Annotated in this window: 13 protein-coding genes; 11 read left to right on the plus strand and 2 right to left on the minus strand. The window is 66.2% G+C overall.

Annotation, left to right across the window (positions count from 1 at the left end; genetic code table 11):
- Nucleotides 1-30: 30 nt before the first annotated feature.
- The 5 genes from VX037_RS15380 to VX037_RS15400 all read left to right on the plus strand — a co-directional run bounded on the left by VX037_RS15380 (nt 31) and on the right by VX037_RS15400 (nt 5,750).
- Nucleotides 31-1,707, plus strand: a complete 1,677-nt coding sequence (locus tag VX037_RS15380; RefSeq protein ID WP_328714835.1) for an FAD-dependent oxidoreductase — start codon at nt 31-33, stop codon at nt 1,705-1,707.
- A 4-nt stretch (nt 1,708-1,711) separates the two neighbouring features.
- On the plus strand, nt 1,712-2,989 hold the full coding sequence (locus tag VX037_RS15385) for a glycosyltransferase family 4 protein (RefSeq protein ID WP_328714836.1): 1,278 nt from the start codon (nt 1,712-1,714) through the stop codon (nt 2,987-2,989).
- Between the two features lie 57 nt (nt 2,990-3,046).
- Nucleotides 3,047-3,787, plus strand: a complete 741-nt coding sequence (locus VX037_RS15390) for a class I SAM-dependent methyltransferase (protein ID WP_328714838.1) — start codon at nt 3,047-3,049, stop codon at nt 3,785-3,787.
- Entirely contained in the window at nt 3,784-4,830 is a 1,047-nt protein-coding gene (locus VX037_RS15395) for a prenyltransferase (RefSeq protein WP_235723506.1), read from the plus strand. The genes VX037_RS15390 and VX037_RS15395 overlap by 4 nt, the downstream gene beginning before the upstream one ends.
- A 65-nt stretch (nt 4,831-4,895) precedes the next feature.
- Nucleotides 4,896-5,750 (plus strand): LLM class F420-dependent oxidoreductase, encoded by an 855-nt coding sequence (locus VX037_RS15400; RefSeq protein ID WP_287015351.1) that lies wholly within the window; start codon nt 4,896-4,898, stop codon nt 5,748-5,750.
- A gap of 182 nt (nt 5,751-5,932) precedes the next feature.
- Here VX037_RS15400 and VX037_RS15405 read toward each other — a convergent pair whose 3' ends face one another.
- The gene (locus VX037_RS15405; protein ID WP_235723508.1) at nt 5,933-6,580 is read right to left on the minus strand and encodes a TetR/AcrR family transcriptional regulator; all 648 of its coding nucleotides are present in this window, start codon (nt 6,578-6,580) and stop codon (nt 5,933-5,935) included.
- 122 nt (nt 6,581-6,702) lie between these two features.
- Here VX037_RS15405 and VX037_RS15410 point away from each other — a divergent pair, with 122 nt between their 5' ends.
- The 4 genes from VX037_RS15410 (at nt 6,703) to VX037_RS15425 (ending at nt 10,908) form a co-directional block, all read left to right on the plus strand.
- Complete coding sequence (locus VX037_RS15410; protein ID WP_287015352.1) at nt 6,703-8,100, plus strand: flavin-containing monooxygenase; 1,398 nt, start codon at nt 6,703-6,705, stop codon at nt 8,098-8,100.
- Entirely contained in the window at nt 8,097-9,044 is a 948-nt protein-coding gene (locus tag VX037_RS15415; RefSeq protein WP_328714839.1) for an alpha/beta hydrolase, read from the plus strand. The genes VX037_RS15410 and VX037_RS15415 overlap by 4 nt, the downstream gene beginning before the upstream one ends.
- Nucleotides 9,041-9,790, plus strand: coding sequence for an SDR family NAD(P)-dependent oxidoreductase (locus VX037_RS15420; protein WP_235723511.1), 750 nt, complete (start codon nt 9,041-9,043; stop codon nt 9,788-9,790). Before VX037_RS15415 ends, VX037_RS15420 begins: the two co-directional genes overlap by 4 nt.
- 146 nt (nt 9,791-9,936) lie before the next feature.
- Nucleotides 9,937-10,908: a hypothetical protein gene (locus VX037_RS15425; RefSeq protein WP_266061643.1), complete on the plus strand. Its 972-nt coding sequence runs from the start codon at nt 9,937-9,939 to the stop codon at nt 10,906-10,908.
- Between the two features lie 85 nt (nt 10,909-10,993).
- Here VX037_RS15425 and VX037_RS15430 read toward each other — a convergent pair whose 3' ends face one another.
- A complete protein-coding gene (locus tag VX037_RS15430) occupies nt 10,994-11,689 on the minus strand; it encodes a class I SAM-dependent methyltransferase (protein WP_235723513.1) in 696 nt (231 codons plus the stop codon).
- 49 nt (nt 11,690-11,738) lie between these two features.
- Between VX037_RS15430 and VX037_RS15435 the strand changes: the two genes are divergently transcribed.
- Both VX037_RS15435 and VX037_RS15440 read left to right on the plus strand, forming a co-directional pair.
- Complete coding sequence (locus VX037_RS15435) at nt 11,739-12,707, plus strand: NADPH:quinone oxidoreductase family protein (RefSeq protein WP_328714840.1); 969 nt, start codon at nt 11,739-11,741, stop codon at nt 12,705-12,707.
- A gap of 23 nt (nt 12,708-12,730) precedes the next feature.
- Entirely contained in the window at nt 12,731-13,006 is a 276-nt protein-coding gene (locus VX037_RS15440; RefSeq protein WP_235723515.1) for a DUF2277 domain-containing protein, read from the plus strand.
- Nucleotides 13,007-13,111: the final 105 nt, after the last annotated feature.

The raw sequence follows: 13,111 nt of genomic DNA on the forward strand, positions 1-13,111 counted from the left end.
TCCACGTGTCGGATTTCGAGGAAACAGCAGATGGCGCATGTGATCACCCGACCATGTTGCAACGACGCCAGTTGTGTCAGCGTGTGTCCGGTCAACTGCATCCACCCCACTCCGGACGAACCGGAGTTCTTCACCGCGGAGATGTTGTTCATCGATCCGGAGACCTGCATCGATTGCGGTGCGTGCATCGACGAGTGTCCGGTCGAGGCGATCCTGCCCGATGACCAGCTCGAAGAGCGTGACGAGCCCTATCTGCAGATCAACGCCGACTACTACAAGGACCATGACGTCGAAGGTGGGCTCGTACCGCCCAAGAAGGCACCCCAGTTGCCCGACGGTGAGCTGCACGTCGCGATCGTCGGCGCCGGCCCGGCGGCCTTCTATGCCGCCGAGGAACTCGTGCGCAAACCCCAGGTCAAGGTCGACATGTTCGATCGGCTGCCCACGCCCTACGGCCTGGTCCGCGCCGGCGTCGCGCCCGATCACGCCCCGACCAAGGGAGTCGAGAAGACTTTCGCGGCCACCGCGGCCAAACGCAATTTCCAGTACTTCCTCAACGTCGAGGTCGGCAAGCACATCACGCACGCCGAGCTCGCCGAGCGCTATCACGCGGTGATCTATGCCGTCGGCGCCGCGACCGACAAGCGGCTCGGTATCGAGGGCGAAGACCTCGCCGGTTCGATTCCCGCCACCGAGTTCGTCGCCTGGTACAACGGCCATCCCGATTACGCCGACCTCGACGTCGACCTGTCATCGGAACGGGCGGTGGTGATCGGCAACGGCAACGTCGCCCTCGACGTCGCCCGCATCCTGGTGAGCGATCCCGAGGAGTTGGCAAAGACCGACATCGCCGACCACGCGCTCGCCGCGTTGCGGGAGTCGAATGTCCGGGAGGTAGTCCTGCTGGCCCGGCGCGGTGTCGCGCAGGCCGCCTATACCAACAGCGAGTTCCTCGCGCTCGGTGACGTCGAGGGCGTCGATGTGGTCATCGATTCCGACGACCTCGCCCTCGATGCCGCCACCGAGGCGGCGCTCGACGACGACACGCTCGACTCGACCATCGCCACCAAGATCCGGCTGGCCCGCGAGTTCGCCGAACGACCCACTACCGACGGCAACCGTCGCATCGTGTTCCGCTTCTTGGTCTCGCCGGTAGAGATCGGCGGCGACGGACATGTCGAGTCGCTGACCTGCGTGCGCAATGCCTACGCGCCGGGCACCGAACGGATCGCGGTCACACCGACCGACGAACGCTTCGAGCTGCCTACCGGAGTGGTGCTGCGGGCCATCGGCTATCGCGGTGTGCCGGTGATGGACCTGCCGTTCGACGAGGTCAAGGGTGTGGTGCCCAACGCGGACGGGCGGGTGCAGGCGGCCGCTGACGGAGACGTCATGCCCGGCCTGTTCGTGACGGGATGGATCAAACGAGGCGCAACCGGGGGTATCGGGATGAACCGGATATGTGGGCAGGAAACCGCGGAGGCGGTGCTGCGTGACTTCGTCGACGGCGCCCTGTCGACGCCGGCGGTCGTACGCGACGATGTCGCCGACATCGTCGCCGATCGTGGTGCGCGACGAATCGATCTGGCCGGCTGGAAGGCGATCGACGCCGCCGAGCGCGATGCGGGCAAGTCGGCCGGTCGTCGCCGTGTGAAGATCGTCGCGGTCACCGAGTTCGAGACCGCCGCCGGTATGGAACCGGTGTAAGGGGATGCGCGTCGCACTGCTGTCGTATCGCAGCAAGCCGCACTGTGGCGGCCAGGGGGTCTACGTCCGGCATCTGTCCCGTGAGCTCGCGCTGCTCGGACACGAGGTCGAAATCTTCTCCGGGCAGCCCTATCCCGAGCTCGACCAGGTGGCCATCGACGCGGGCGTGAAGCTCACCAAGGTGCCCAGCATGGCGCTCTACGACGAACCGGACCCGTTCCGCACGCCGCGGCCCGGGGAGTACCGCGACTGGATTGACGCCCTCGAGGTCGGCTCCATGTGGACGGCGAGTTTCGGTGAGCCGCTGACGTTCAGCCTTCGAGTGGCGCGGCTGTTGAGACAACGGCGCGACGATTTCGACATCGTGCACGACAACCAGTGTCTCGGTTACGGTCTGCTCGACATCCAGAAGGCCGGTTTCCCGCTGATCGCGACGATTCACCATCCGATCACCCGCGACCGCACGCTCGCGGTGAAAGCCGCCAAGGGCTGGCGCAAGATCACCGCATGGCGCTGGCATTCCTTCCTGCGGATGCAGGGTCGGGTGTCTCGACGGATTCCGGAGCTGCTGACGGTGTCTCGCAGCAGCGAGGTGGACATCCGCAAGGCCTTCGACATCCCGTCGGGCCGCATCACCACGATCCCGCTCGGGGTGAACACCGCGGTGTTCAAGCCTGGTGTGGAGCGCGTGCCCGGTCGGATCGCCTGCGTCGCAAGTGCTGACGCACCGTTGAAGGGTGTCTCGTATCTGCTGGAGGCGGTCGCCAAACTCAGCGCCGAGCGCGCCGTCGAACTCGTGTTGGTGTCCAAGCTGGACCCGAACGGCCCGTCGGCCAAGATGATCGACGATCTCGCCATCCGGGACAAGGTGCGGGTGGTCTCCGGTCTCGAGGACGAGGAGATGGCAGATCTACTCGCCTCCGCCGAGGTCGCCTGTGTGCCATCGCTGTACGAGGGGTTTTCGCTGCCCGCAGTGGAGGCGATGAGCTGTGCCACGCCGCTCGTCGCCACCCGGGCCGGCGCGATTCCCGAGGTCGTCGGGACCGGCGAGGAGGCCGCGATGCTGGTGCCGCCGCGCGACTCGGGTGCGCTGGCGCAGGCGATCGAACGGCTGCTCGACGACGCGGAGCTGCGCAGTCGACTCGGTGAGGGGGGCCGCCGCCGGGTGGAGGAACGCTACAGCTGGGCGGCGGTCGCCGCGAAAACCGCGGCACACTATGAGACAGTGCTGCAGCGGGTCGGCGCCGAACAGAGCGGCTCGGGACTCACCACTGCGCGGTGACCTGGCGCGCCGAAGGCCGTTCGCGCGACACCGGATCGACACAAAGGAGAAGAACGCGTGCTGACAGTGGATTTCGACCGCCTGGGGGTGGGTCCGCAGACCAAGGCGATCGACATCGGGGCGGGACAGGGCCGGCACTCCTTCGAGATGTTCCGCCGTGGCGCGGACGTCATCGCCTTCGACCAGTCCGAGCAGGACATGGCCGACGTCGCCGAGATGTTCGACGCGATGATGGCCGAAGGCCATGTGCCCAGCGATGCCAAGGCGCGCGCCGAGGTCGGTGACGCGCTGCGGCTTCCATACGCCGACAACAGCTTTGACGTGGTCCTCATGTCGGAGATCCTCGAGCACATCCCGAGTGACGAGGCCGCGATCGCCGAGATGGTGCGCATCCTCAAGCCCGGCGGCGTCGGCGCAGTGACGGTGCCGAGGTACTGGCCCGAGAAGGTCTGCTGGGCGCTGTCGGACGAGTACCACGAGGTCGAGGGTGGCCATGTGCGCATCTACAAGGCGTCCGAACTCGCCGGCAAGTTGACTCAAGCCGGCCTCGAGGTCACCGGTACCGATCACGCACATGCTCTGCACGCGCCGTACTGGTGGATCAAATGCGCTGTGGGCGTAGAGAACAACGACAACTTCCTGGTCAAGGGTTATCACCAGCTGCTGGTGTGGGACATGATGAGCAAGCCGTGGCTGACCCGAGTCGGTGAGCAGGTGCTCAACCCGTTCATCGGCAAGTCGGTCGCGTTGTACCTGCGCAAGCCGGGCAACGCCGGCGACGACGCCGCGGGCAGGTGACACCGCAACCGGCGATCGCGGGGGTGCTGACCGCCGAGCAGGTCGACGCCACGGGTGCCGCGATCGCGGCGATGCAGGAGGATTCCGGGGCGCTGCCGTGGTTTCCGGGTGGTCAGACCGACCCGTGGGACCATGTGGAGTCGGCGATGGCACTGTCGGTGACCGGTCGGATCGCCGAGGCCGAAGCGGCCTATGCGTGGTCGCAGCGGCATCAGCGCGAGGACGGGTCGTGGCCGATCCGGATGATCGAGGGTCGCGTGCAGGACCCGAACATCGACAGCAACTTCTGTGCCTACATCGCGGTCGGGGTGTGGCATCACTATCTGATCACCGGTGACACCGCGTTTCTCGACGAGATGTGGCCGACGGTGTGGTCGGCGATGGATCTGGTGATGAAGTTCCAACGTCCCGACGGCGCGTTCCGCTGGGGTGGCGATCATCGCACCGGCGCGATGTTCGACCAGGCCCAGATCACCGGTAATGCCAGTATCTTCCAGGCCATCGACTGTGCCTTGCGGATCGCCGACGAGATGGGGCAGCCGGAATCATCGTGGGCGACCGCACATGCCGCGCTCGGCAACGTCATCCGTGAGCGCCCGGAGAACTTCGAGCCGCCGTCAGATCATTCGATGGACTGGTACTACCCGATCCTCGGTGGTGCTGTGCGCGGACGTGCGGGTCAGGAGCACATCGCCCGCCGCTGGGACGAATTCGTGGTGGGGGGATTGGGTATCCGGTGCGTGGACCACCGGCCGTGGGTCACCGGGGCGGAGACGTGTGAGCTGGCGCTGGCGCTCGACGCGCTCGGGGACACCGCAGACGCCATCACACTGGTCGAATCCATCCAGCATCTGCGCGACCCCGACGGCTCCTATTGGACGGGACTGGTGTTCTCCGACGGGAAGCGCTGGCCGGTCGAGAAGAGTTGCTGGACGTCGGCGGCCGTGGTGCTGGCGGCCGACGCGATCAGCCGGACAAGCGCCGGCGAAGGAATCTTCCGCGACGTCCGGCAAACCCTGGTCCTCGGGCAGGAAGTCACCTAGACTGGTGTCCAGTCAGCCGTCCAAGGTGTGGGCGGCCGCGATCGCGACGTCGCGCGGGAGGGTCCATGGAATTCGGAATCGTGCAGTTCACCAGCGACCGTGGGCTGAAGCCCCAGGTGCTGGCCCCGTTGATCGAGGAGGCCGGCTTCGCGTCGTACTTCGTGCCCGAGCATGGACACATCCCGACGCGGCGCGATGCGGCCCACCCGCAGACCGGCGACGAGACACTGCCCGACGATCGCTACATGCGCACCCTGGACCCCTGGACCTCGCTGGCCGCTGCGGCCGCGGTGACCGAACGGATTCGGCTGGCCACTGCGGTTGCGTTGCCGGTCCAGTCCGATCCGATCACGCTCGCCAAGACGCTTGCGACGCTGGACCACATCTCGGGTGGACGCCTCACCTTGGGCGTCGGATTCGGCTGGAACCTCGACGAACTCGCCGATCACAACGTGCCACCGAAGCGTCGCCGGACGATGCTGCGCGAGTATCTCGAGGCGATGCGCGCGCTGTGGACCGACGAGGAAGCCGAATACCACGGCGAGTTCGTCGATTTCGGTACCAGCTGGGCGTGGCCGAAACCCCAACAGCACATCCCGACCCTGGTCGGTGCGGCCGGCAACGAAAAGAACTTCAAGTGGATCACGCGCAGCGCCGACGGATGGATCACCACTCCGGGTGAGGACGACATCGAGGGCTCCGTGACCCTGCTCAAGCAGATCTGGTCCGATGCGGGGCGGGCCGGCGATCCGCAGATCGTGGTCCTCGACTTCAAGCCGGTCGCTGAGAAGCTCGAGAAGTGGCGTGAGATCGGCGTGACCCAGGTGCTCTACGGACTGCCCGACGACAGCGTTGAGCGGGCGAGTGGGTACCTCGCGAAACTGGCCGGCAAGCTCGGGCTCACGTCCGTCGGCGTCTGATCCGGACCCCCAAGCCCTGCCTGGGGTTGCGTCCCAACCACTGGTCGGGTCGCGCTCTGTACTGCTGGTTGGGTCGCGCTTTGTACTGCTGGTTGGGTCGCGCTTTGTACTGCTGGTTGGGTCGCGCTCTGTTCTGCTGGTCGGGTCGCGCTCTGTACTGCTGGTCGAGTAGTCGCGAGGCGCTAGCCGAGCGGCGTATCGAGACCACCCGCCACGTCCCGCGGATCAGCCCGCAAACCGGGCATGAGGTATCTCCGCACATGCCGCAGCACCGCGTCCGGATCGTCGGGGTCGATGGTCTCCGACGGCACCGTCCCGAGACTGATCAGCACGCGCGCAACCCATTCGGAGACCTCGGCGAGGTCGTGGGCGGGGTGGATCTCGCCACGGTCGGTGGCCGCTTCGACGTACGGGCGCCAGAACGCCGACAGATCGGGTACCAGGCCGGTGACACCCGCGCCGGCACACGCCGCGAAGTCGTCGGGCTCCTCGGTCCGCAGGCGCATCAGCAAGGTGCCCGGGTCGTCGTAGGCGCCACGTCCGATCCGCACCCCGGCTGCCACTTGCCGGTCGAAACCCTCGATTCGATCGAGTTCGCCGACGGCACCGGACCAGAACGATTCGTTCAATCGCACGATCGCGGCGCCGATCAGCGTGGATTTGTCCGGAAAGTGGCGATAGAGCCACGCGCGCGAAACTCCCGCGGTCTCGGCCACCTGCTGCATCGTGGTGGCGCGAATTCCTTTGTCGGCGAGCAGCTTCTCCGTCGCGTCCAGGAGTCGGCCGCTCACCGTGCTGGTCGGACGGCTGTCGGTCGATGCCTCGCTCACAACCGAACCCTAGCAAATCGTAGACAAATCCCGGATTCTGTCCACTTCGCCAGCCCGGATGCGGTAGACAGAATATGCAATCTGTCTACTGCCTGTCGTTGTGGGCCGTTCGATGAGGAAACATGACCACGTACCTACCGCGAACCGCGATCATCGGGGCTGGCATCAGCGGCCTCACCGCCGGCAAGATGCTGGCGGACTACGGCGTGCCGTACACCTGTTTCGAATCCTCGGATCGGATCGGGGGAAATTGGGCTTTCGGCAATCCGAACGGGCACAGCAGCGCCTATCGTTCCCTGCACATCGACACCTCCAAGCATCAGCTGAGCTTCCGTGACTTCCCGATGCCCAAGGAGTACCCCGACTTCCCACACCACACCCAGATCAAGGCGTATCTGGACTCCTACGCCGAGGTCTTCGGATTGCTGGACAACATCGAGTTCCGCAACGGTGTCACCCACGCCCGCAGGCTCGATGAGGGCGGCTGGGAACTGTCCACCGAGTGCGGTGAGACCCGCTACTTCGACCTGCTGATCGTGGCGAACGGCCATCACTGGGACCCGCGCCTGCCCGACTTCCCGGGCACCTTCGACGGCCTCGAGATGCATGCCCACCACTACATCGATCCGAAGACCCCACACGACTTCACCGGCAAACGAATCCTGGTGGTGGGGCTTGGGAACAGCGCCGCCGACATCGCGGTCGAGTTGTCGTCGAAGGCGCTCGACAACACGCTCACGCTGTCCACTCGTTCGGGCGCGTGGATCGTGCCGAAATACTTCGCCGGGCAACCGGCCGACAAGTACTACCACACCTCGCCGTACATCCCGTGGTCGTGGCAGCGCAAGTTCATGCAGGTGATGCAGCCGATGACCGCTGGTCGACCTGAGGACTACGGCCTGCCGACGCCGAATCACAAGTTCTTCGAGGCACATCCGACGCAGTCGGTGGAACTGCCGCTACGCCTCGGATCCGGTGATGTGATCCCGAAACCGAACATCTCCCGACTCGACGGTTCGACCGTGCACTTCGAGGACGGCACATCCGATGACTTCGACATCATCATCTACGCAACCGGGTACAACATCACCTTTCCGTTCTTCGATCCGGACTTCATCAGTGCGCCCGACAATCGCATCGACCTCTACAAGCGGATGTTCTACCCAGGCATCGACGATCTCGTCTTCGCCGGGTTCGCGCAGGCGACGCCGACCCTGTTCCCGTTCGTGGAATGCCAATCGCGGCTCATCGGTGCCTACGCGGTCGGCCGTTATCGGCTACCGGGTGTCGACGACATGCGACGGGTCATTGCCGAGGACATGCAGTTCTTCACCGGACACATGCTGGACCGCCCGCGACACACTCAACAACTCGACCACTATCTCTACGAACACGACATTCGCACCAAGGAGATTCCGTCCGGGATGAAACGTGCAGCAGCGCAGGGGAGCCCGCCATGGTCGCGGGTAGGCGAGCGCGCGCAGCAGCGGACCGCGGTGGCGGCGGGAGCGCAGGAATGACAATCAACCGACAGACCGTGACCTTCGATTCGCGCGGCACCGCGTGTGACGCCTGGTTCTTCGCCGGCGCAACGGATTCGGCCTTCGATGCGCCCTCCGGACGTCCCGTCGTGGTGATGGCGCATGGCTTTGCCGGCACCAAGGATTCCGGCCTCGAACCGTACGCGCGTCGGCTCGCCGACGCGGGTCTGGCGGTGTTCGCCTTCGACTATCGCGGCTTCGGCCTATCCGACGGAGCACCGCGCCAGCGGATCTCGATGACCGGTCAGGCCGATGACTACCGTGCGGCCATCGTCGCCGCGAAGCGTCAACCGGGAGTCGATCCCACGCGGGTGATTCTCTGGGGGATATCGCAATCGGGCGGTCATGCGCTCATCGTCGGCGGCGGCCGCACCGACATCGCGGCGGTGATCAGCATGGTGCCGCTCGTCAACGGGCTCGCTGCCGGAATCCACCACTACCCGCAGGTTGGCGCCGCCGCCATGCTGCGTTCCACCGCGGTCGGCATCGGCAGTACGTTGGCCGTCAAGACCGGCCGTGCGCCGACGATGATGCCGGTCGTCGGCCGGCCGGGGGAGAAGGCCGCACTGACCTCGCCCGGCTTCTACGACAGCTACCTCGCCATCGCGGGGCCGTCATGGCGCAACGAGGTCGACGCCTCGGTTGGCTTGGAACTGGGCAGCTTCCGCGCCGACAAGGCCGCCGAGAACGTCACGGCGCCAGTGCTCATGCAGATCGCGGACTTCGACCAGGGTGCGCCACCACATGCTGCGGCCAAGGCCGGGTTCAAGGCGCGCGCCGAGGTTCGGCATTACCCCTGCGACCATTTCGACGTCTTCGAAGGCAATGACTGGTTCGAACCCGCGGTCGCCCATCAGATAGCCTTCCTGACCCGCCACCTCGCCGGCGATCGGGCCGATGCCGCTGAGGGGGTGCCACGATGACACCCACCGCGGTCGTCGTCGGCGGCGCATCGGGCATCGGGCTGGCCACGGCGAGGGTGCTTGCTGCCGAGGGGTTCTCGGTGGTGGTCGCCGATGTGAACAGCGACGCCGCCCTCGCCGCGGCAGAGGAGATCGGCGGCCGTGCGGTCACCCTGGATGTCACCGACGAGTCGTCGGTTGCCGCAGGATTCGCGTCAGTCGACGAACTCGAGGCGGTGGTCAGCTGCGCCGGTCTCACCGTTCCCGGAGCGCTCACCGAACTGGGACTCGACCAGTGGCAGACCAGCATCGACGTATGTCTCACCGGGTCGTTCCTGGTGCTCAAGCACGCCGGGCAGCGGATGGTCGACGGCGGCAGCATCACGGTGATCTCCTCGCTCAACGGTCGCCAACCCGGGGCCGGGATGGGCGCCTACTGTGCGGCGAAGGCCGGGGTCACCATGTTGGTCGAGGTCGCGGCCCTCGAACTGGCGCCGCGCAAGATCAGGGTCAACGCCATCTCTCCTGGCCTCGTCGACACGCCCCTCACCGAAGGTCTCGCGCTGGTGCCGGGCCTCGTCGACGAGTACCTCGAGAACACCCCGCTCGGTCGCAGCGGCCGTCCCGAAGAGGTGGCCGACATGGCCGCGTACCTCGCCTCCGAGAAGGCTGCGTGGATCACCGGCTCCGCCTTCGACCTCAACGGCGGCGCCCACTTGCAACGCTACCCGGACGTCCTCGGCAAGATCCGCGCCCTATCGTCCTGACTGCCTTGGGTGTTCGTCCCCCGGGTATCCGCAGGTTCTCCGTGCGTTTGAGGGGGAGATGGCGATTCCCGGGGGACGAACCATGGGGAGTGGGCCTGTGGATGGATGAATCGCGTTGTGCTCGGAAGCGGGCATGATCACGGGCCATGGACAAGAACAACATCGGTCCCCGCGATCTCGTCTTCCGCGCAGACGCGATCCGTGCCGGCCGGACCGACAGCGAGCTGAACCGAGAGGTGCATGCCGGAAGTTCGCAGCGGGTCTGGCACGGAGCTTATCTACCCGTTGCCGGAGACGAATCGACGCTGTCATACGCGGCCAAGTTGGAAAGATACCGCGCCACGGTGATTGCGGCGTCGCTCAACGGTGGCCCCAATCGCACGGCCAGCCACTTCTCGGCGGCAGCCATGCATCGCATCCCGATGTTGAACCCGGACTTCTCGCTGGTCCACTTCACCTCCACCACAACGGGAAAGCACATCAAACGCGGCATCATCCATCAAGCGGCGTTACGCGAATCCGACATCGTCGTCGTCGACGACACCCAGGTGACATCGCTGGCTCGATCGGTGTGCGACGTTGCGCGGATGGGCACCCTCGTGCAGGCAGTCTGCGTCCTCGACTCGGGGCTTCACCTCGGTGTGACGACAGCCGAACTCGACACGCAGCTCAAGCTCCTGTCCCGCCGACGCGGCATTGCGATGCTGCGGTCGGCGTTGGTGTTGGCCAACGGCCTGTCGGAGAGTGTTGGTGAAACCGTGAGTCGTGTCGGGTTGGCCGACTGTCCCTTGATCCCCGTTCCTGAGTTGCAAGTTGAGATCGAGGTCGAGCTCGGGGGGCGCCGACAGACGGTACGCGGTGACTTCGGCTGGCGTGATCGCAGCGGGCGGCTCCGAGTGGTCGGCGAGTTCGACGGGCGTTTCAAGTATCACCGTACGAAGCCGTTCGCTGACGACCGCTTGCCCGAGGATGTCATCTACGACGAGAAGCTGCGTGAGGACGCGATTCGAGCCACAGGGCCACAGGTCGTTCGTTGGACATGGTCCGACGCGCGACGGCCAAAGGTGCTCCATCCCAGGGTGATCGCTGCGCTTCGGGCGGCCGGCATTGTCCAGTGACGGTTCTTCCCCCGGGTATCGCCAGACCCCCTCTGAACTCGTGGAGAGTCTGGTGATACCCGGGGGAGGAACCGGCCGTGCGTGGCTAGGGGTGGGGGAGGGGCTCGCCGGGGGTGCCGGCGTCGCGACGCAGCACGCGCAGCGAGCCCTCGGCGCGGACCTCGGTGAATTGACCGGTGGCCAGCGCCTGCTGGTAGATCTCGAACGGCGGGCGGCCACCGTCCGCGGGATTCGGGAACACGTCGTGGATGAGTAAGGCGCCACCGATGCGGACCCACGGGGCCCAGCCGTCGAGGTCGTTCTGCGCGGCAGCCATGCTGTGGCCGCCGTCGATGAACACGAAGTCGGCGGGTTTACCCCACACCTTCGCTGCTGTCGCCGATCCGGCGAGCATGCCGATGACCGTGCCCTCGAGCCCGGCGTCGTACATGGTGCGTCGGAATCGTGCCGAGGTGTCCAGGGTGCCGGTGTGCGGGTCCACCAGCGAGGTGTCGTGGTATTCCCAGCCAGGCTGGTGTTCCTCGGAACCGCGATGGTGGTCGACGGTCACGATCGTTGCCCCCGCCGACTCGGCCGCCGCACCCAGGAATACCGTCGACTTACCGCAGTAGGTACCGATCTCCACCCCGATCCGGGTCGAATTCGGCTGTGACAGATACTCTCCGGCGATCTCGAACAGGGTCTGCGCCTCGTCGAGCGGCATGAAACCGGGGGCCTGCTCGGCCACCTCGAGACGTTCGGGAGAAGGTGCTGCGGACATCCGCGTCGACGATCCGGTCATGAGGCAGATCCTATCCGGTCGACCCCCGGCGCACAGTAGGGTGAGCCCTATGAAAGCACAGGTGCTGACCGCAGAGAACGGTCCCGAAGGACTCGAACTGACCGACGTCGACGACCCCAAACCCGCCGACGGGCAGGTCCTGGTCGATATCAAGTCGTGCGGTGTGTGCTTCCCCGACCTACTGATGAGTCAGGGCAAGTATCAGCTGCGGGTGCCCACGCCGTTCACGCCCGGCACCGAGGTGGCTGGCGTGGTCCGCGAGGCCCCCGAGGGGTCTTCGGTGAAGGCCGGCGACAAGGTGCTCGTCGCCTCGATCGTGGGCGGGTTCGCCGAGCAGGTCGCCGCGTCGCCCGGGCAACTGTTGCCGATGCCCGAGGGCATCACCTTCGATCAGGGTGCCGCGATGGGCATCAACTACCAGACCGCGCTGTTCGCCCTCAAGGTGCGCGCCCAAACCGCGCCGGGCGAGATCGTCGGGGTGCTGGGCGCCGCGGGTGGTGTCGGCACGGCCTCGATCATGGTGGCGAAAGCGATGGGCGCCAAGGTCATCGCGATCGTGCACCGCAAGGGAGCCGACGAACTGCTGCGCAGCGCCGGGGCCGACGAGATCGTGCAGCTCGAGGACGGTTGGGGAACCAAGCTGAAGGAGATCGCACCCGAGGGTGTCGACGTGATGCTCGACCCCTCCGGCGGTGAGGTGTTCGACGAGGCGCTGCGCCAGGTCGCGCCGGACGGCCGCTATGTGGTGATCGGTTTCGCGGCCGGCGGTATCCCGACGGTCAAGCTCAACCGGGTGCTGTTCCGCAACATCTCGGTGGTCGGCGCGGCCTGGGGCGAATATGTGCGCACCCACCCCGATCTGCCGGCGCTGCTGCACGACGAGCTCACCGAAATGATCGATGCCGGGATGAGTCCGCAGGTCAACGTGACCTACTCCCTCGACGAACTGCCCAAGGCATTGACCGATCTGGCGCAGGGGCGGATCCTGGGGAAGGCGGTCGTCAAGGTCGCCGAGTGACCCGCCAACAGGGGGAGCCCTCCATGTGCCGCAACATCACCGAACTGCGTGGTCTGGAGCCCGCGGCGACCGACGAAGAGATCGAAGCCGCCGCCCGGCAGTACATCCGCAAGGTGAGCGGCATCCGGCACCCGTCGGCGAACAACGCCGAGGCATTCGAGGAGGCTGTGCGCAAGGTCACCGAGACCACGCACGAACTCCTCGACGCGCTCCCCGAGCGGCGACAACCGCCCAAGACGGTGCCGCCGTTGCGACGGCCGGAGGTCCGGGCTCGGATGGCGGGGCGCTCCTCGGCGTAGGCCGACTTTCGCGCGCGATGAGTCGGGCATGAGTGGTCGCGTGACCGTGCTCGCTACTGTGCAGAGGTGACACCCCTCTCCCGGCCCCTACGCGTCACGGTGGTG

The sequence above is a fragment of the Gordonia sp. Z-3 genome (assembly GCF_036233855.1).
Classification (GTDB): domain Bacteria; phylum Actinomycetota; class Actinomycetes; order Mycobacteriales; family Mycobacteriaceae; genus Gordonia; species Gordonia tangerina.

Excerpts from the sequence above, each read along its gene's own strand:
- VX037_RS15380 (WP_328714835.1), top strand. The coding sequence starts at position 31 with ATGGCGCATGTGATCACCCGACCATGTTGCAACGACGCCAGTTGTGTC.
- VX037_RS15385 (WP_328714836.1), top strand. The coding sequence starts at position 1,712 with ATGCGCGTCGCACTGCTGTCGTATCGCAGCAAGCCGCACTGTGGCGGC.
- VX037_RS15400 (WP_287015351.1), top strand. The coding sequence starts at position 4,896 with ATGGAATTCGGAATCGTGCAGTTCACCAGCGACCGTGGGCTGAAGCCC.
- VX037_RS15410 (WP_287015352.1), top strand. The coding sequence starts at position 6,703 with ATGACCACGTACCTACCGCGAACCGCGATCATCGGGGCTGGCATCAGC.
- VX037_RS15415 (WP_328714839.1), top strand. The coding sequence starts at position 8,097 with ATGACAATCAACCGACAGACCGTGACCTTCGATTCGCGCGGCACCGCG.
- VX037_RS15420 (WP_235723511.1), top strand. The coding sequence starts at position 9,041 with ATGACACCCACCGCGGTCGTCGTCGGCGGCGCATCGGGCATCGGGCTG.
- VX037_RS15425 (WP_266061643.1), top strand. The coding sequence starts at position 9,937 with ATGGACAAGAACAACATCGGTCCCCGCGATCTCGTCTTCCGCGCAGAC.
- VX037_RS15430 (WP_235723513.1), bottom strand. The coding sequence starts at position 11,689 with ATGACCGGATCGTCGACGCGGATGTCCGCAGCACCTTCTCCCGAACGT.
- VX037_RS15435 (WP_328714840.1), top strand. The coding sequence starts at position 11,739 with ATGAAAGCACAGGTGCTGACCGCAGAGAACGGTCCCGAAGGACTCGAA.
- VX037_RS15440 (WP_235723515.1), top strand. The coding sequence starts at position 12,731 with ATGTGCCGCAACATCACCGAACTGCGTGGTCTGGAGCCCGCGGCGACC.